We start from the raw sequence: 18,152 nt of genomic DNA on the forward strand, positions 1-18,152 counted from the left end.
ACACGATGCCTAATGCGAATTTCTCGGGAACTTCTTTGAAGATGAGCCGAACTCCTAACAAATAGTTATTTAAATTACGATTTCGACGTTTTCGCGTCTCGAAACACGAAACGGGCACGCGTTTTCGCGGGAAGATTTCACGACCTTGTTCAACAAGACTCAACGATTCCACACGCGCTTCCCCGTCGTTGCAGTGACCACGCGACAAATTGCCGCAAGGCGTCGCATCCATCGTGAATTTGTCCGGGACAACGAATTGTCGTACGTAACTGCGTGATAGCATCGCCGCTCGTCGTCACGAACGCGGCTTGTCGCCGCGCGCCCTGAACATGCCGGTATGGTCACGCAGCAAACGCATCGCATGGGTCGGCCTGGCCGCCATGTGGATGCTGCTTTGCGCGCCGCTGATCAGCCAGTATCTGCGTGCGCACCCGTCGTCGATCGACGACGCGCTGTCCAGCGCGTTCTGTACCAGCCTCGACGAAGCAGCAGCACAGGGCCGGCACACGCCGGTCACGCATGCGACGAGTGCCGCCTGCGGTTACTGCTCGCTGCTTGCACACACGCCGCCCCTTCCGCCGTCCCCACTGACACTGGCCGACATTCGTGTTGGCGGACCTCGACTGACTCCGTCGCCAGCGCTGCCCCATAGCGGCACGCCGCTGCGTCTCACCCCGCCGTCGCGCGCACCGCCGCACGCCTGACGTCCTCCGGTCGTTCGTCTCACCGATGTTCTGCGCATCGGCATTGCCCGTATCCATGGCGATGCCGAGGTGCGGGCGTTCGACCGTCTCATCGCATCGACTCCGAATTTCTATGGCTGCCGTTCCTCGCTCAGTTCGTCGATGAGCGACGAACGGCGGCCGGCACACGCCGGCGCATAGCGCGCGTGTGCCCGACAACGATAACCAGACAGCGTCATGAAAACGTCAATTCCAGTGCGCACCGCCATCGCGGTGGCCATTGGCTCGCTGTGCGCCCTCGCGCACGCTGCCGACAACAGCAACAACGCCAACACCAATGGCGCGCAAAACGTCGAACTCCCTGCCACGCAGGTGCAGGCGGACGTCGTAAAAGCGCTCGACGAACCGGTGCAGACCGGCAGTCGTCTCGGCCTCTCGATCAAGGAGACGCCGGCGAGCGTCGAGGTCATCGACCGGCGACAGCTGGCGGAGCGCGGCGATGCGAACATCGTCGACGCCGTCAGTCGCGCGACCGGCATCAACGCGTCGCCCCACCCGGGCAATGGCGGATCGGAACTCGGCGCGCGCGGCTTCGTCGGCAGCGCGTCCGTCACACAGCTTTACGACGGCGTGCGTCCGTACGGTGCGATCGGCGTCACGTTCCCGTTCGACACATGGTCCGTCGAGCGGATCGAAGTCCTGCGCGGTCCGGCCTCGGTGATCTATGGCGAGGGTGCCATCGGCGGTGTGGTCAATATCGTCCCGAAGAAACCGGAGCAGATGCCTATCGAGAACGAAATTCAACTCGGTATCGGCACCGAAAGGACTGGCCGCGCGGCGTTCGGTAGCGGCGGCGCGATCACCGACAAGCTCTCCTATCGCTTCGACGCGAGCGCGAACAGTTCGAACAACTGGGTCGACCGGGGCAACTCGCACAACGCGTCGTTCTCGGCCGCCATCAAGTACGACTTCACGCCGCGCTTTTCCGTGACTGCAACACTCGCCGAGGGCAACCAGCATCCGATGCAGTACTTCGGTGTGCCGCTCGTGAACGGGCGTCTCGACCCCGCGACTTATCAGAAGAACTACAACGTGGGCGATTCTCTCATCACGTTTCGTGACAGTTGGGCGACGCTGTCGGCAACGTGGCGTCCCATCGACGATCTCACGATCACGAGCACGCTGTATCGCATGAAGAGCAAGCGCCACTGGAAGGACGCCGAGTACTACAACTATGTACCGTCGTCAGGCCTCGTGCAGCGCAGCAGCTACACCGAGATCCTTCACGATCAGGAACAGATCGGCAACGTCACGACCGCGACGCTCAAGGGCCACATATTCGGCATGGAAAACGCCGTGTCGGCGGGCTTCGAGTTCAATCACACGACGTTCCAGCACACCAATAACTCGCCCTACTCCGGCACGTCGCTCGTCGATCTGTACAACCCCGATCCCGGCAGCTTCATAAACGTGGCGGGTACCTTTCCCAAGTACCGTTCGCAAGCGAACCAATACGCGTTCTTCGCCGAGAATCGCCTGAAGGTCACGTCGCGCTGGTCGGTCATCGGCGGCGTGCGCTACGACCATGCCAGCATCAATCGCGACGATCTGATCGCCGGCACCGCCTTTTCCAAGGACCTCAGCTACACCGGCTGGCGGGTGGGCACGGTCTATGACGTGACCGCCAACACAAGCGTGTACGGCCAGTATTCGGTCGCCGCAGATCCCATCACGTCATTGCTCTCGCTTACACCGGCCAAAGCGAAGTTCGATCTGGCGACGGGCAAACAGATCGAATTCGGCGTGAAGCAGGATTGGCTCGACGGTCGCGTCGACGGCACGCTGTCCGTCTACCGCATCGTCAAGAACAACCTGCTGACGGTCGATCCGCTCAATCCGTCGCTCAGTCTTCAGGTCGGCCAGCAGTCGTCGCGAGGTGTGGAACTGACCCTGGGGGCGCAGTTGACGCGCGACGTGCGCATCGACGCCAATGGCACATGGCTGCGTGCGAAGTACGACCAGTTCGACGAAAGCGTGGGGGGCGTGTCGGTCTCGCGGGCGGGCAACATTCCGGTGAACGTGCCACAGCAGATGGCGAATCTGTGGTTGAGCTGGCGCTTCGCACAGGCGTGGACGGCCAGCGGCGGGCTGAAGTACGTCGGCAAGCGTTACGCCGATACGGCAAATACGCTGACGCTGCCGTCTTACACGACCGTCGATCTCGCGCTCGCGTGGAAGCCGCGCCGCAATCTCACATTGACCGGACGCGTCTACAACGTCTTCAACCGGCACTATGTGCAGACGGCCTACTACAACAACACGCAGTGGCTACTGGGCAACGATCGTCGTGCGGAGCTGGTGATGAGCTACCGGTTCTGAGGCATTGGCCGCATTCGGCCGTATTCGCCATCGCGATTGTTCCGTCTGCGTAACTTCGAGTTACCGAACCGCCTATATTCCGAGGTGACTCGCGTCGCTATGATTGACCCCATTCAAGATGCGGGGAGATGACATGAGCAACGTCGGCAATAGCAGCGAATTCGTGCAGATTTCGGAAGTCGTGAGCGGTCACGACATGACCATTCGCGATGGCTTTCGCGCCAAGCATTTCGCCGAACAGACGTTTGGCGGTCTGATGGACCCGGTCGTCATGCTGGATCATTTCCACATGACGGCCCCGACCTTTGCGCCGCATCCGCACGCCGGGATTTCGGCGGTGACGTACATGTTCGAGGATGCCGTCGGCGCACACGTCAACTACGACTCGCTCGGCAACTACGGCCCTATCGCTCCGGGCGCGTTGCATTGGTTCGCCGCCGGACGCGGTGCGGTGCACACCGAGCAACCCGAAGGCGACAACCATCATGTCCATGCGCTGCAAATCTTCGTCAATTTGCCCGCTTCGCAGAAATACGATGCGCCGTATGCGTTCGATGTCGAGCCCTCGGAAATCCCCGAGGTGGTGTCGCCCGGTGTGCGCGTGCGGGTGGTTTTGGGTGCGAGCAATGGCGTGACGGCGAAGAAGAACGACGACCTTCCTCAACCGTTCACGTTGCTCGACGGTTTCCTGACGGATCGCGCCGCCTTTCACCACGATGTGCCGCGCGGCTGGAATGCCACCGTCTGCGTGGTGTCGGGACATTTGCAGGTCGATGCCGACGGCACGTCGCGGCGACTGGGTGCAGGCGAAACGGTCGCCATCGGTCTGAGCAAGCGCGCCAAGGCCGATGTCCTCACCATCAGTTTGCTTGCCGGGCCGGACTGCCATTTCGTGGTGTTATCCGGACCGGCGCTCGGCGAGCCGTTGGCGAAACACGGCCCGTTCGTCATGAACACCGTCGAGCAGCTCAACGACCGGATGTCCGCCTATCAGCGCGGCGAATTCGGTTCGCTGGACGACGAGACGTTCCCTCAGCTCAAGGCTTACCGGACGCGGGCATAAGCGCGTTAAGAGATTAGCGAGTTAGCGCCCCAGCACGTTACAGCGTCGGCTCGCACACTCGCTCGGCGGCGGCCGGCGCTGGCTCGCACACACGCTCGACGTCGCGACCGCCCGCGCCGAACGCCACCACGCTCAGCAGCGCGAGCACCCACGCGCCCACCACGCCGTACGTCATCACCCCCCCGAAGCCGTGCACCAGCGCAGCCTGCACGATCTGCCCCTGCGGGTCGGCCGTCGCGAGCGCCGCGTTGTTTTGCGCGAGGTGTTCGAGACTGCCTGCGGCGACTTTCTCCGCGAGCGAGCGCAGCGACGCCGCGTCGAACACGCCCGGCAACGCGTTTGCCAGCGACGCACTCACGCCCTTGAGCAAGATGAAGCCCATCAGCGCGATGTTGATGGCGAGGCTGATCAGTCGAGCGCTCATATCGATCCCCGACGCCATCCCCGCGCGATTGGCCGACACTGCACCGGTAGCGGTGTTGGTGACCGGCGTATTCGTCATGCCCAGACCCACGCCGCAAAGCAGACTGCCGGGCAGCATCGTGAGCCAGCTGGCATGCGCCATGCCTGAGCCGATCTTCATCAGCAGGAAGCCGAGGCCGATGGTGAACAGGCCAAGCGGAATGACGCGACGGGCGTCGATGCGCAACGACAGACGCTCAGCGAACGGCGGCACCACCAGTGTCGGCAAGGTGTAAGCCAGCAGCGATAGCCCCGCGTTCACGCTGCTGTAACCGAGCGCCCCTTGGAAGTAGATCGGCAGATAGATCATGAACGACCAGTAGCTGAAGTTCATGCCCATCGAACCGAACATCGCGCCGGAGAAGCGGCGGATGCGGAACACGGAAAAGTCGAACATCGGCCGCGGGCTTCGCTTTTCGATCCAGAGAAAGGCGATGAAACTGACGAGCGTCGCCGCTGCGATGCCGAGCGCCTGCGGACTGCCCATGCCGAGATCCGGCCCCTGCGTGATGAAGTACACGAGACCGAACGTGGCGAGCGAGAGCGTGACGATGCCCGGCACGTCCAGATAGTTCGCATGCGGGTCGCGCGATTCCTGCACGCCGACGAACACCAGCCCTAGCGCGACGATCGACAGCACCACGTGCACGAGGAAGACCCATTGCCAGTCGGCTACCGCGACGATCATGCCGCCGATGATCGGGCCGAAGCCCAGACCGATACCGAAAATGATGCCCCATGCGCCGAACGCCTTGCTGCGCTCGCGCCCCTCGCGGAACTGGTGTGAGAGCACGGCCACCTGGCAGATCAGCATCGCGCCGCCGCCCATCCCCTGAAGGAACCGGCTGACGATCAGCACCGGTGCGCTTTGTGCCAGCCCGCAGGCGAGCGACGTCAGCGCGAACACGACGATGCTGATGACGTAGACGCGACGTCGTCCGAACCGGTCGGCGAGCGAGCCTGTCGCCATCAACACCGTGGTGCAGGCGAGCGTGTAGGCGTTCATGATCCATTGGATTTCCCGGAAATCCGCAGGCAGTACACGTTCCAGCGTGGAAAGGATGGTCGGCACGCTGGAAATTTCAAGGCCGAACATCAGCGATGTCAGGCAGACGGCGGCAAGCGCCAGAGCATTTTGGGATGCGCGAGTGGGTGTCATGGGATTCGCGAACAGGAATGAAGTCAGAGGTAATATATCGGGAACCAGATTCCCGATTACTGATATTTCTTCCCGCAATACGCGACTTTAGAGACCCAATATGACGAACAAACTCGACGGTGTGGCCGTCTTCGTTCAGGTCATCGAAGCCGGTAGCTTTACGCTCGCGGCAGAGCGCATGCATCTGACGCGTTCGGCCATCGGTAAGGTGATTTCGCGACTGGAGGCACGGCTCGGGGTGCGTCTGCTGCATCGCACGACGCGCAGTCACACGCTCACGGAAGCGGGACGCGTCTATTACGAGCGTTGTGTTCGCGCGTTGGCGGAACTCGATGCAGGCGCTGCGGAGGTCGAGAGCGGGCTGAACGAGCCACGTGGACGATTGCGTGTGAGCGTGCCCATTGCCTTTGGTCATCAATGCGTGGCACCGGTGCTGTTCGGGCTGGCGCGTCAGTATCCCAAGCTGCAAATCGACATTTCGTTTTCCGACCGGAGCGTCGATCTCATCGAGGAGAACATCGATCTGGCGGTGCGTATCGGTGAGTTACGCGATAACGCTACGCTGGACGCTCGTCGCATCGGCACGCAGTACATGAGTATCGGTGCGTCGCCCTCGTATCTCGCGGAGCACGGCACACCCGTCGAGCCAGACGATTTCGCGGAACACACGGGCATCTCGTATTCGCGCAGCGGCTCGATGGCGCGGTGGCACATGCTCGACGACGACGGCATCGAGCACGAGTTGCAGATCACCCGTCAGCTCAGTCTCGACGATGTTCAGGCGATTGCCGACGCGGGGATTGCCGGGCTTGGGCTGGTGTATTTGCCGTGCTGGTTTCTGGAGAAGCACGCCTCGGCGGGTCGGCTGGTGGTGGTGCGCAGCCGTTGCGGCGTGCGTCCGCAAGCGATTCATGTGGTGTGGCCGAAGTCACCCTATCTGCCGTCGAAGACGCGCTGCGCTATCGACGCGCTTTCGACGGAGATTCCGATGCTCAGGATTGGGTGAGGCACGGTTAGTCGATGGATAGCGTGCCGCGCATCATTTCGGCGTGAGCCGGGAACGAGCAGAAGTACGTGTAGGCGGTGCCGCGCGGGAGCTTCGATACGTCGAACGTGACGGACGTTCGTTCACCGCCGCCAATCATTGCGGTCTTCGCGATCACGCGTTCGTCACCCTGTTTGATCCAATCGTTGTCGGGACCTGCCGTGAGACCGTCGGCAATGGTGGCGTGGACGTCGCTCTCGCGGACCAGCACCCAGTTGTGCCCGGCGGCCGCCTTGGGTTTCTTGCCGGTATGGATCAATTGGACGGTGAGTGTCTTGCAGGCCGACGGCACGCTAATGTGCGTGGGCGAGAACTTCTTGCCGGGACGGCCCTGAACGTCGATCTGACAGGCTTCACCGACATCCTTTGCGACGGCGCTGACGTCGTCGCCCTGAGCCGTCATGGCCATCATGCCCGTGTGCTCGACGCCTTGTGCAAGGCCCGGGACCGGAGCGCCAAGACACGCCACGAAGGTCAGATTAAGTGCGCGCGTCCGCGCCCCAAACAATGCGAATTTTGCCGACAACACGATCTCTCCCAACGATACGAAATCAACAGACGACGCCGCTTCGGATGTCATCAACCTGCTTGCGACGATAGCCAGAAATTACGTTGGGAGTTTGTTGGTCGTTCTCGGTTTTGTATTGGTTTGTATTGCTGATCGGTTTTTGTATTTTTTCGATCTGTTGCTGCTCGTTCCGGATTCAACGCCGCGGGGGACCAGGGCCCTATTCCGCCCCTCAGACATAGACCCAACTCGGTTCAGAACAGGGCCCTGATCCCCCACTCATCGCACCTCTCACGTCGGCGTTCTTACGTCCTATTGCCCTGCTGCTTCGATTTATCGTGGTTGCATTTCCGTCACGCTACGGCTACCGACAGCGCAAACTGGCGGACGGTTTGCGGGATGCCAGAATGCTCACTGACAACACCGCTCATACCGCTCTCGATGGACACTGTAACGCTGGCCGCCCTTCTGAATCGCGGACGGCAGACCAGCCGGATATCAGGGACGAGTTCGCCGGGAATCGCGATCTCGTTGGCAAGCACGATGCGCATGCCCGCCAGCACACCGGCCGCATCGGCTTCTTCCGCTCGCGCAATGACCATCAGTGCTTCGATCGCAGCGATTTCCGCACGCGCCGACGCGAAAGGTGCCTTACCGGACCGGCCGATGTAGTCGCAGAAACTATCGCGCAGCGAAGATAGTGAGGCGGCGTATCGACGCGTGTTGAGCATCCTGGCCATGACGCCATTTCGGGCGAAGACGTCGAGTACCGCGTCGTCGATAAAGAAGCGATGGTCCGTGAGCAACTGTTCGAGTGTCCGGCGACGCAGATCGGGAATGGCGCGCTCGGCGACGCGTGTGACGGAAGTGCGATACCGCGCGCGCAGTGCGACGTCGCGTCTGGCAAGACCTTCCAGTTCTTTGCGGGACTTGTCCATTGCAGCGGCGAGGCGTTCGACGGCCTCGCGCATATCCTGGCTTCCGGGGTGCTCCATTGCTGCTCCGACCACTCAGGACACACTGACGATATGCCAATGACGATCCCGATCATCTGTCGCCAGCGATCGTACCCATCAATCTCGGATAAATCGTGGAGAGATTGCGCAGAATTGGTTGAAATCGTATAGTGACGGGCGTGAGGACGACCTCACCTGTGACGAGACATTCCGGGACGGCCCGGCTCTTTTAAGGAGAGCCATATGGCTTGGATCTATCTCACGCTTGCAGGTGTTCTGGAAGTCCTTTGGGCCTACACGATGAAGCAGTCTGCCGGCTTCACGAAACTCATCCCGTCTGTAGTCACACTCGTGACGATGGCCGCTAGCTTTGGTTTGCTATCGGTTTCTATGAAATCCCTTCCGCTGGGCACGGCTTACACGATCTGGACTGGCATTGGTGCCGTTGGCGCATTTGTCGTCGGCATCTTCGCGCTCGGCGAAATCGTCAGCACCGCCCGCATCGCCGCCGCAACGTTGATCGTCAGCGGCCTGATCCTCATGAAACTCTCGTCGTAATCGACAGTCACTTTTCTGCTTTTTTTCGAACCGGCGAGGCGCTTGCGCTCGGCTGATGGCTGCGCCTTTGCCTTTGCCTTTGCCTTTGCCTTTGCCTTTGCCTTTGCCTTTGCCTTTGCCTTTGCCTTTGCCTTTGCCTTCGGCTTCGGCTTCGGCTTCGGCTTCGGCTTCGGCTTCGGCTTCGGCTTCGGCTTCGGAATACAGGATTTTGGGGTTTGGGATTTAGCTCAATACCAGTTTGGGATTGGCCTCTGCGCTGGCGTCGGCGTGTGCCAATGTTTGCGCTCGCACAATAGCGCTGCCGTCGACGCGCGCTTCTTTTGATTGGATTGCTTGATGGACGTCTCTGAATACTACCCAGCACTTCTCTTTTTCGTAGTGGCATTACTGATGGGAGTCGGCTTACTCTTCGTAGCCAAACCCATCCGACCGGATCGGCCTGACGATGCAAAGAACTCCGCTTACGAGTGCGGATTCAACGCCTTCGGCGACGCGCGCAAGAAGTTCGACGTCCGCTTTTATCGCGTCGCAATCTTCTTCATCATCTTCGACATCGAATTGGCCTTCACCATCCCCTGGGCCGTCTCACTGCGCGAAGCAGGAATGGTGAGCCTAATGGCGATGATCGCGTTTCTAGGTGTGTTGGTCCTTGGCTTCGCTTATGAATGGAAAAAGAAGGCGTTTGAGTGGGAATGATTGGTCCCCGTTGACGCCAATGCATGACGCAAAAAAAGCCCCGACGGCGAGATCGTCGGGGCCAAGACCACTACATGGACGGGAAGGAACGACCATGCAAGAGCGAGTGTAGTGAGCGCCATCGCTCACGGCTCATATCCGTAATTTGGGGATGCGGCGTTAGCAACGCCATCACGAAGTCGAATTCCCTCGACATCACCACCGCGCGCGGGTTTGACGGGTTTTCACGATCAAGAACATGCGTCGGCCGACAAAAGAAATCTAAGAAGAAGACCAAACGCGACCGACAACTCGCGTACATCGCCCAGACATAAAAAAGCCCCGGCATTCGTCAATGCCGGGGCAAGCACTTCCTCTCACGACACACACGACAGAGGACTGCCATGCATGAGCAAAGTCTAGGGTGCAGATGTTCGGATGGGGTGCGTGGGGATGAAGTACCGAGCCGCAAGTGCGATCTAGAACGCGCCAGAATCCCGAAAACTAGCGCCAATGCTGGGTTTCGCCAGTTAGACGTGTGTGATATCCGTCGAATGAGGTTAGCGCAAACTAGGACAAAGACTATGAGCTAGCGTGAATGTGAGCGGACTGCGTAGTTAAACCGAAAAAAATCACTTAGGTCCGCCGACTCCCTTCTTGGGGGTCAATCGCTTGGGCTGGAGGATGCCGCGCTCCTGGCGAGGAAACGCCCCCCGATGATGCGGGCGTAACGGCCGCCAGTGTGATGCGCTTCAGTGATTAAAAACCTGCCAAGCCAAACACGAGACAACCAGTGGCACATATGGTGTCCAGAACCGAATGTCCCAACGTCGGCGTTGACCCGCAGACATCTCTGGAATGTATAAATTTCGGTCGCGCAGGCGTTGAAAACGGTACACGTACATTAAGCCGCCTAACGAAGTGAGCAGTATCAGAATTTTTACCATTCCTCCTCCTCGTTCCAAAGGCCCGCACGAATCCCGGACTGTATTCACAAGACACATGCTCTGATTTGTTTCCAGCACCTTCAAATCAGCAGACCCGACGGCGGCGCGGCGTCGACACATAGCCCGTAGTTTTGCGGGCATTCGGGTCGGCTCTCTTGAGGGTGCTATATCCACGATCTCTGGAATATCCCCTTGAGCAAGTACCAGATGCTCGCACCGCCCGAGATTATGCCGCCGAGAGCGTGAAGACCTGCCACATAGAAATATGCGGTACGTCCCTCCTCAAACCGATAAGTCTTGGGCGAAAAACGTCCCCAAGAGAGCGGCTTGTGAAACTCTAAGGCTCCATACGCTTCGGAAATCGCGTAGAAACTGATACCTAGGAACAGCGCCGACCCGGCTAACGAACAGAGTCGGATCCAGACGGCACGCCTTCGCCGGTCTTCGGCGGACCACATCAAGTGCTCATTGGTGTCCCAGCGCATCAGCAGCTTCCCAAGTGTCAGTTCGAGAAAGTATACGCGCGGCCTTGGCCGAGCAGTTAGCCAAGCTGAGTAGCTCGGCTCGATCCCAGTAGCCCGCTCCAATCTCATTTACCATGCCACTCATCGTGCTTCTGCTGCCGTTCCTCTGGGCGCGAGCGGCAGCTTACCCGCGCGCTTTCCGCTCGACGCGGCGGCGCATTCGATCAACGACTAACCCGACGGTGCCTATCCGATTACTCGCCCCGGCCCTCGATCCGTTGCAAGCGTAGAAGGCCCTCACCTTTCTAATCGAAGCCGACGGACCGATATTCAAGTTACCAAGAGACGAGCGATTCTCGGGTTCTCATCAAGTGTGGACGTTGTGGAACTCAGCACTGAAACGCGCGGGCGTGAAATACGGAAACCCATATCAAACCCGACACACATACGCGTCAATGATGCTGTCGGCGGGGGAACACCCGATGTGGGTAGCGAAGCAAATGGGACATGCAGACTGGACGATGATCGCGCCCGTCTATGGTCGATGGATGCCGACGGCGGATTTGAAGGCGGGGGATAAAGCCGTTGAGAAGTTCGCCAAGAATGCTGGCACAGATGCTGCCATTTCAAAAGAAAAACGGGCAAAACCCGACTATATTTTTGCCGCGATTAAAACTCAACCCTATGATTTTTAAGAGTTTTTTGGTGCGAGGAAGGGGACTCGTGATTCGTTTGGAATCAAGGGGGTTAGGGAGTTTTGGGGAGGAGATGGGGACGGGGGATTGGACGCAGATTGCGGCGGTTCGAGTCCGGTGACGGGCATCGAACCCTTATCCCCTCATGCCTCCCGGAAAACCAAGCCAGCCAAGGGATGACGAAATCCCTTGCCGTCACACCACCGCTGCGCAGCGATCAATGATTTATCGCCCTGTGAGTCCCGATTCCGGCACCAATTGCCGCGCCGGATGCGATGGCATGGCCTCCCCCTCATTCTTATGGGCAGGGCCGCGTCAGAACGCACCGGGAATTGATGCGTCCGTCCATCGCTGAGCGCGTGATTGTGGGGACACCAACCACACAGAGTTTCCCTGCGGCAAAAGAGCAGCCGCTTTACTCGGCGTCCCTTCACGTCTTCACCTAGACTAAAGCATCAACCTCAGTTTCCGAGAGCTCGGTATCGCAACTCCGGCACGAATGCCTTCGGGCCAAGGAGGCAAGATGAACCTAGGGAACAGAAACTCAACCGTTGTTGACGAATGTTCCGAATGTCGACACGGTCTCATCGTCGATAACAAACTGATATGTCTCGGGCTGCTCGCGCCAGCTTCGCAGAAAGCTATCTAGAATTTTTGTAGCGTTTTGCTCCAGGACGGACACCGGCTCCCCGTCGCCAAGCTGTTCAAGAGCGGAGTCCATCGCGACGCCCCTGTACTTCCACTCGCGCCCAGCGTTTCTGATGACAACGGTGAAATTGACCTCATCCGCAGTCAGCGATACATGAGCGTTCATGATGTTCGCACCAAAAACTTCAGCCATGTCTCCCCCCTCAAAGTAATTGCGCGCGTTTCAGCCCAACCGCCAATGAGTCGACCTATTGCTGTAGACAACATCAAGGCGGCATCGCTCCCATTTAGTCGACAATGATCACTCAGCGAGCGCATCGTTCATGTGGCACTCATGCTCCAACACCCTCCTTTGGCACTGCGCCGAGCCCGTCATCGCGAATCAAAGCTTTACTGCATCGAATTTTCGATACAAACAGCCAAGGTCCTTCACGCCCATCCGGAACTGACTTCTAGCCTTGGTCTTTGAGTTTGCTTCACTCGCTCGTTCGAGCTTCGGGGCTGGGTCATAGATGACCTTCTTGTCCATGAGCGCTTTCAAGAACAATGAAAACTCCGTCCCCTCACCGAGCAGTATGGGATTTTGATAGTCGTACCTGATCGGGCTGTCATCCAACACCTTATACGGAACGTAGGCCGCAGCCGCATGCTTTCGCCCCCATTGCTCAACAAGTCGGGCAAAAGTCCACTCCGCCGAAACCTCTCCATCACCATCCAAAAGGCGGATACCACCAGTCACATCCGTAATCTTTCCCGAGTCGGAGTCAAATCCAACCGTAACGAGCGTTTGACCCGATGTGGGGCTAGGAATATTGGCCTTATGCGATCCGGTGAAATAAATCTTATCGTCCGGCAGTTGGCGCCCATACTTGCGAAGGAACGCTTCCACTCCATGTTCGCCGTAATAGCCAGCGTCAGGCTCCGGCGTCATCAAGGTGATCCGCGACCCGCTGAACGCCTTAAGCTCCCAACCCATGAAGTCCGGAGCTGAACGTCCATTCGGAATAATGTCGAAAAGCGCCTCCAGCGTGTACCCACCACCATTTTTGGCAGCGTAAGGCATACGTTCACCGCTGCGGTTAAGTCGCATTGATTCGTGTGGGCCGAGGTTCTGAATTTCTCGCAACCGCGCCAACAGCAAATCCTTGCTACTCGGCCCCTTCCTGAGCCTAACCTTACGCAGCGTACCTGCATCGAGAGGGGTTTCGTCGACCAAATGGTCACGGATGGCACTAGCAACCGTGCTCCCCCCGTCTGCCAGATACGTAAAAACCTCGTCGTCGGAAACCCCGAAAAAGAGGACACGACCGTCCGGACCATTATTGAACTGACGCTCAGCCTTCGGAATCGGGCGCAGATACGCGCTCGGCGCAAGCGGGCAACCTTTAAGAAAGCCAGACAGGCGAACTTCGGGGTATTGCGGATAGAGAATTAGCTGCGCGCCCGGCGCAGGCGCGACTTGCCCATCTCCGTCTACCCAAGAGAGGGGCACACTGGCCTTGAAATTTGGGACACTCAGGCTGGCGTCAGCACGAACGTTTCCAAATACAAGCTGCTTCAGAACCTCGAAGCTACCGCCCAAGTAAATTTGTTGTTTGCTGTTGTCATTCTCTGCAAGGAACTTGCAGTAAACATTTCGCGCCCCCAACTGCTCTAGGCGTTCAAGCAACGCATCAAGTGACTGAAACTCTTTCAACACTGCCCCCCGTCAACTCCAATGTAGAAGCTCCGGGAGTGTCAAGCCAGCCAACAAGCTGATCAAGCAAGGCATCGAGCGGAATTTTGCATTTCCCCTTCAACGCACACTCCCAGACTATCCCGATGCGCCATCCAAGCGCGCTCAATTCTTCCTGCGCGATTATATCTCGCCGCACATTGGCATCGATTTTAGTACTCCAAAACTCAGTACGAGTTTTCGGGAGCTTGAACAGATGGCACCCATGTCCATGCCAAAAACATCCATGCACGAAAATCACGGTCCGGTATTTCGGAAGTACCAAATCGGGAGAACCTGGCAGACGTCCAACATGAAGGCGGAACCGAAGTCCCCTCTTATGCAGGCCTTGCCGAATCAGCATCTCCGGGCGAGTGTCTTTCGCCCGGATTGCACTCATATTCCGCGAACGTACGGCGGAGGAATGAACGTCTGTCAACCTATGCAGCTCTCGTGAGCTTTTGGTTTCGCTTACGAGCGCCAAGTGCGCGCTTTGCATCAAGAACCTTAGGCTTCATAAGCTTTGCAACCGCTGCAAACACCGGAACCACGACAGAATTTCCAAACTGCTTGTACGCCTGAGTATCAGACACGGGTATTTTGAATTCCGAGCGGTCGGCGGCATCGTAGCCCATCAGACGCGCACACTCACGAGGCGTCAGACGTCGGGGCCTGTTACGCAGATTCTCGGGATCATGAAAATCTTTCTCGGACTTAAACCCACGATCGATCAGAATCTCTGAACCGTCCTTGTAATATCTCGCAGACAAGGTGCGAGTGATGTCGTCACCACCGACCAATCCATATCCGAATCCGTTGCCTTTAGCCTTATGTTTTATCGAGTAATTAAACAAATACTCCCACAGCTTCGGGGTGAGGATGTACTTGTCATCGACAGATTTTTCTAAGATGTCACTGAGTTTCGGAAGTTTGGAAGGAAACTGCTCCTTGACATCAACCAAAGTAAATCCATCGTGAACCCCTAGATCCTTGCGGAAGCCAACGAGCACGATCCGCTCGCGATGCTGGGGCACAAAATGGCGTCCATCAATGATCTTGGGATCGTCGGGCCCTTTGGCATCTGCATCGGCAATCCAGTACCCAAGCTCCTCAAGCGCGTCCATGATTACTTTGAAGGTTCGCCCCTTATCATGGCTCTTCAGATTCTTCACGTTTTCCAGAACGAATGCCGCCGGCCGCTTCACGGCGAGAATGCGAGCCACGTCAAAAAAGAGTGTCCCCTGCGTTTCACATTCGAAACCATGCGCTCGTCCCAGTGCATTCTTCTTCGACACCCCCGCAATCGAGAATGGCTGGCAAGGAAATCCGGCAAGAAGTACGTCGTGATCTGGCACTGTCGCATCAATATGCTTGTACGCCTCGCCTTCCGAAACTCCCGGTTGATCACTCAGTGTGACCTTACGGATGTCATCGTTGAACGTATGAGATTCCGGATCGGAGTAATAATTGGCCTTGTAAGTCCGAACGGCGGGCTCGTTCCACTCACTGGTGAACACGCACCGTCCCCCCTCGGCCTCAAAACCTCGCCTGATTCCACCAATGCCAGCGAAGAGGTCGATGAAATCAAACTCATAATTTGTACTATTGTCAGGTGGGCTTGGCAGAAGCTTTTGCAGCGCAAGAAACTCTGCATGTCCGAGCCGGGGCGAAGCCTTACCGTTCAACCATCGATTGATGGTCTCGCGACACCACGCCCCTGGCGCAACACCATTTAGGTACTCCGCCACATATTTTTGATCGTAAATTTCTAGCACGCGCTTGAGCAACGCGAGTTCTTCTTCTCGAGGATCCATAGCAACACATTCTGGGTTGATTGTGTGAAATGGTATCACTCATTTGACCCAGCGACACGCACCGCGCAACGAAGCGTCAACCGACGTGAAAATGCCTCGTCCCCCGCACCGTCTCGGCAGTCAGGCACCGACTGGGCGTGCCATCCCGCCTTCACGAAATCCAGTCGTTCGTTGAACCACGAAGCTTGCGCCCCCGTCGACTTCTCACCGAATTCGTACTAGATTCCCGCCGCCCGCCATGCAATCGCATAGGCGCAGGAAGAGGCATACGTCGCGCCCCTCCCTCAGGCCAGTCAATCAAAGTCACGCGGCCCACGACCCTTCTCCATGACAAACCAGGGAGCTCAGGACCACGCGAGGATCGGGAAAAGTGAGACAAATGGGAAAAATGGGAAAACCTGCTACAATGCACTTGTTGATCAATAAACTCTTGCCGTCTCCCATCAGGGGAACCGAGCAGTCGAGCAACGGTGTGCCTCGCAAGAAGCATCAAGCCCCGGCGCACATTCGAGCCTCCCGCTCCTGGCAAGGCCCGCCCCTTGGTGCCCCGCCCTTCGTCTGTCAACCGTGAAGGAGAAAACATGCAACTGACAGCCAAGCGAATCAAGCAGTCTCCAGCATCAGACTTCGCTGCGCTGATGAATGGACAGTACCTGGGTGACGAAAAGGTGCTTCTCGACCAAATCGCGCTCCAGTTGCTGAAGCGTACGCTTGCGACACTTCGGGACATGCACCACCGTGACGACTCAGCGCTACTTAAGAGCCGCGATACGCAAATTGCTCTCGCCTGCTCGCTTGCAGCGGTGCTGCTAACTGATTCCGGACGAGTCTCCAAGACACGTCCGACAAATCTGTCATTGCCTGTTTCAAATTGGGGGCCTGCGGAGGTACTCAAGCACACAGGCATGTCCAAAAGCACTCTTTACCGTGGAGATCACACTAAGTTCTACAGCGTGATTCCCCCGGGGATGCAAAATGGTCGAGCCTATCCTGCATGGCAATTCGTGGGCGACGCCCCCCTTTACTTGCCACAGGTGCTGAGCGTCCTGAACAGGAAATCGAGATTGCAGGTCAACACTTTTCTAGTTTCCGAGCAAGATGCTTTGAACGAATTGTCGCCAGCGGAGGTGCTGACAGGCCTATCGTTTGAAGACAGAGGTGCTCTCGGCGTGCCTCAAAAGCGGATGCTTTCACTGCCGGCTGAAATGCGGTTGGAGAAAGTTATCGCGCTCGCGAAGCTGGAGGTGGCAGACCCGGTTTGAACAACCATCGATGCCAACAGAAGATATTGTTAGGAAATCGCTGCCGAGTTACCTCAGAGCCATCGTTCCCACACCAGAGCAAATTCACCGCGCTCTCGGACGACAGCGGAACAGTTTTAGCGTTGACACGACTTTCATTCGGGCGATAGACAACCCTTCGTTCGTTGGATCGGCATCCCCTTTTGCCTCACATCGGTTTGGCCCTCCCGTCCCCGAGTTTCTAACGGAAAAAAAAAGGCTTGCATTCACCTGGCTCTATCTCGCACTGTCCGAAAACGTAGCTGCGTGGGAAAGCCAGTTTGCGCGGAACAACCGGGGTGCTGGTAACGGCTTCCACATCACTCGAAAGGCAGAGGTCAACGGCTTCATCGCTTCGATACGCTTCCAACGTTCGTTGAAGCTGTGGAATCTTGCAGACGATCACAGTAGCCGACTAGGTATTCATGACATCGTCTCAAGTGAAGATCACGAGGCATGTCAGTGGTTAGGTGAGGTTGCGGTACGCGCCACCGCCTACGAAGTGACTCGAAGCACCGAGCACGGTTCTGCGTTTCAGCTTGCGCTCGATCTGCTCTCGAAAGGCTTGGGGCTATCTGTTCAAGTCACGGGAGAAAAGCTGAGTAACGCGGTTCGTATCAAGGCACCCGAGAGGTCAGCACCGAGATCAGCCTCCAGGACGGCGACGTCATCCTGATCGGAGGACTTACGACCAATAAGGCGTCAGACAACAACACGGGGCTGTCCTTCCTGCCGCGATTTCTCGACAGCCATTCCGATACCGCGTCGGCCACTGAGATTCTGCTGGTGCTCCAGGTTGAGCGCTTGAGGACGTCCAGCGTCGGGAGTGTCGGCGCCGATGCCGGAGCCGAAGGTGTCCACCGTAGCATCTGCAACGTCCGGACCGTTGACGCGCGACTCAGCGCGGCTCGCGCGACCGAGCAGCGGGTGGCACCACTGGCAAACGCCGAAGTGCCGCCGTCAGGTACACCCCCTCTCATTGAAAACCGTCTTTCCTCTTCCGCCGAAGAGGTGGAGCCCCCCCCAAGAAGAGCAAGACGCTTCGCGCGACCGCCGCCGCCCGCAGGGCCGAGGACGGCGGGGGCGCGCGAAGCGCGCCCTA

Annotated in this window: 17 protein-coding genes; 10 read left to right on the forward strand and 7 right to left on the reverse strand. The window is 58.1% G+C overall.

The annotated features are described in order from the left end of the window. Nucleotides 1–308: 308 nt before the first annotated feature. The 3 genes from PAQ31011_RS03135 (at nt 309) to PAQ31011_RS03145 (ending at nt 4,125) form a co-directional block, all read left to right on the forward strand. Nucleotides 309–704: a DUF2946 domain-containing protein gene (locus tag PAQ31011_RS03135; RefSeq protein WP_150574426.1), complete on the forward strand. Its 396-nt coding sequence runs from the start codon at nt 309–311 to the stop codon at nt 702–704. Nucleotides 705–920: 216 nt separating this feature from the next. Continuing rightward, nucleotides 921–3,062, forward strand: coding sequence for a TonB-dependent receptor (locus PAQ31011_RS03140; protein ID WP_150574427.1), 2,142 nt, complete (start codon nt 921–923; stop codon nt 3,060–3,062). A 133-nt stretch (nt 3,063–3,195) separates the two neighbouring features. Next, nucleotides 3,196–4,125: a pirin family protein gene (locus PAQ31011_RS03145; protein WP_246179308.1), complete on the forward strand. Its 930-nt coding sequence runs from the start codon at nt 3,196–3,198 to the stop codon at nt 4,123–4,125. Between the two features lie 37 nt (nt 4,126–4,162). Here the strand turns inward: PAQ31011_RS03145 and PAQ31011_RS03150 are convergent, their stop codons facing one another. Next, nucleotides 4,163–5,746 carry an MFS transporter gene (locus tag PAQ31011_RS03150; RefSeq protein ID WP_150574428.1) on the reverse strand — a complete coding sequence of 528 codons (1,584 nt, stop codon included), beginning with the start codon at nt 5,744–5,746 and terminating at the stop codon, nt 4,163–4,165. Nucleotides 5,747–5,846: 100 nt separating this feature from the next. On the opposite strand from PAQ31011_RS03150, the gene PAQ31011_RS03155 reads away from it, so the two are divergent. Next, nucleotides 5,847–6,752, forward strand: a complete 906-nt coding sequence (locus tag PAQ31011_RS03155; RefSeq protein ID WP_150574429.1) for a LysR family transcriptional regulator — start codon at nt 5,847–5,849, stop codon at nt 6,750–6,752. Nucleotides 6,753–6,759: 7 nt separating this feature from the next. Here the strand turns inward: PAQ31011_RS03155 and azu are convergent, their stop codons facing one another. Next, nucleotides 6,760–7,320: an azurin gene (azu, locus tag PAQ31011_RS03160; protein WP_246179309.1), complete on the reverse strand. Its 561-nt coding sequence runs from the start codon at nt 7,318–7,320 to the stop codon at nt 6,760–6,762. A 332-nt stretch (nt 7,321–7,652) separates the two neighbouring features. Next, entirely contained in the window at nt 7,653–8,294 is a 642-nt protein-coding gene (locus PAQ31011_RS03165) for a hypothetical protein (RefSeq protein WP_150574430.1), read from the reverse strand. 204 nt (nt 8,295–8,498) lie between these two features. Between PAQ31011_RS03165 and PAQ31011_RS03170 the strand changes: the two genes are divergently transcribed. The 4 genes from PAQ31011_RS03170 (at nt 8,499) to PAQ31011_RS26665 (ending at nt 11,594) form a co-directional block, all read left to right on the forward strand. Then, nucleotides 8,499–8,813: a DMT family transporter gene (locus PAQ31011_RS03170; protein ID WP_039397911.1), complete on the forward strand. Its 315-nt coding sequence runs from the start codon at nt 8,499–8,501 to the stop codon at nt 8,811–8,813. 42 nt (nt 8,814–8,855) lie between these two features. Continuing rightward, the gene (locus PAQ31011_RS26275; protein ID WP_174989903.1) at nt 8,856–9,137 is read left to right on the forward strand and encodes a hypothetical protein; all 282 of its coding nucleotides are present in this window, start codon (nt 8,856–8,858) and stop codon (nt 9,135–9,137) included. 12 nt (nt 9,138–9,149) lie between these two features. Continuing rightward, complete coding sequence (gene ndhC / locus PAQ31011_RS03180; RefSeq protein ID WP_150574431.1) at nt 9,150–9,509, forward strand: NADH-quinone oxidoreductase subunit A; 360 nt, start codon at nt 9,150–9,152, stop codon at nt 9,507–9,509. 1,761 nt (nt 9,510–11,270) lie between these two features. Further along, a complete protein-coding gene (locus PAQ31011_RS26665) occupies nt 11,271–11,594 on the forward strand; it encodes a site-specific integrase (RefSeq protein WP_150574432.1) in 324 nt (107 codons plus the stop codon). A gap of 544 nt (nt 11,595–12,138) precedes the next feature. Here PAQ31011_RS26665 and PAQ31011_RS03190 read toward each other — a convergent pair. From PAQ31011_RS03190 to dcm, 4 genes are all read right to left on the reverse strand, one after another. Continuing rightward, nucleotides 12,139–12,435, reverse strand: coding sequence for a hypothetical protein (locus PAQ31011_RS03190; RefSeq protein ID WP_150574433.1), 297 nt, complete (start codon nt 12,433–12,435; stop codon nt 12,139–12,141). A gap of 189 nt (nt 12,436–12,624) precedes the next feature. Beyond that, nucleotides 12,625–13,941: an MvaI/BcnI family restriction endonuclease gene (locus tag PAQ31011_RS03195; protein WP_150574434.1), complete on the reverse strand. Its 1,317-nt coding sequence runs from the start codon at nt 13,939–13,941 to the stop codon at nt 12,625–12,627. Then, nucleotides 13,916–14,455, reverse strand: coding sequence for a very short patch repair endonuclease (locus PAQ31011_RS03200; RefSeq protein WP_281349976.1), 540 nt, complete (start codon nt 14,453–14,455; stop codon nt 13,916–13,918). Before PAQ31011_RS03200 ends, PAQ31011_RS03195 begins: the two co-directional genes overlap by 26 nt. After that, nucleotides 14,397–15,770, reverse strand: coding sequence for a DNA (cytosine-5-)-methyltransferase (gene dcm / locus PAQ31011_RS03205; RefSeq protein WP_150574436.1), 1,374 nt, complete (start codon nt 15,768–15,770; stop codon nt 14,397–14,399). The genes PAQ31011_RS03200 and dcm overlap by 59 nt, the downstream gene beginning before the upstream one ends. 581 nt (nt 15,771–16,351) lie before the next feature. Between dcm and PAQ31011_RS03210 the strand changes: the two genes are divergently transcribed. Then, nucleotides 16,352–17,032: a hypothetical protein gene (locus PAQ31011_RS03210; protein WP_150574437.1), complete on the forward strand. Its 681-nt coding sequence runs from the start codon at nt 16,352–16,354 to the stop codon at nt 17,030–17,032. Nucleotides 17,033–17,042: 10 nt separating this feature from the next. Continuing rightward, nucleotides 17,043–17,726: a hypothetical protein gene (locus PAQ31011_RS03215; RefSeq protein ID WP_150574438.1), complete on the forward strand. Its 684-nt coding sequence runs from the start codon at nt 17,043–17,045 to the stop codon at nt 17,724–17,726. Nucleotides 17,727–18,152: the final 426 nt, after the last annotated feature.

Source organism: Pandoraea aquatica (assembly GCF_902459565.1).
Lineage (GTDB): Bacteria > Pseudomonadota > Gammaproteobacteria > Burkholderiales > Burkholderiaceae > Pandoraea > Pandoraea aquatica.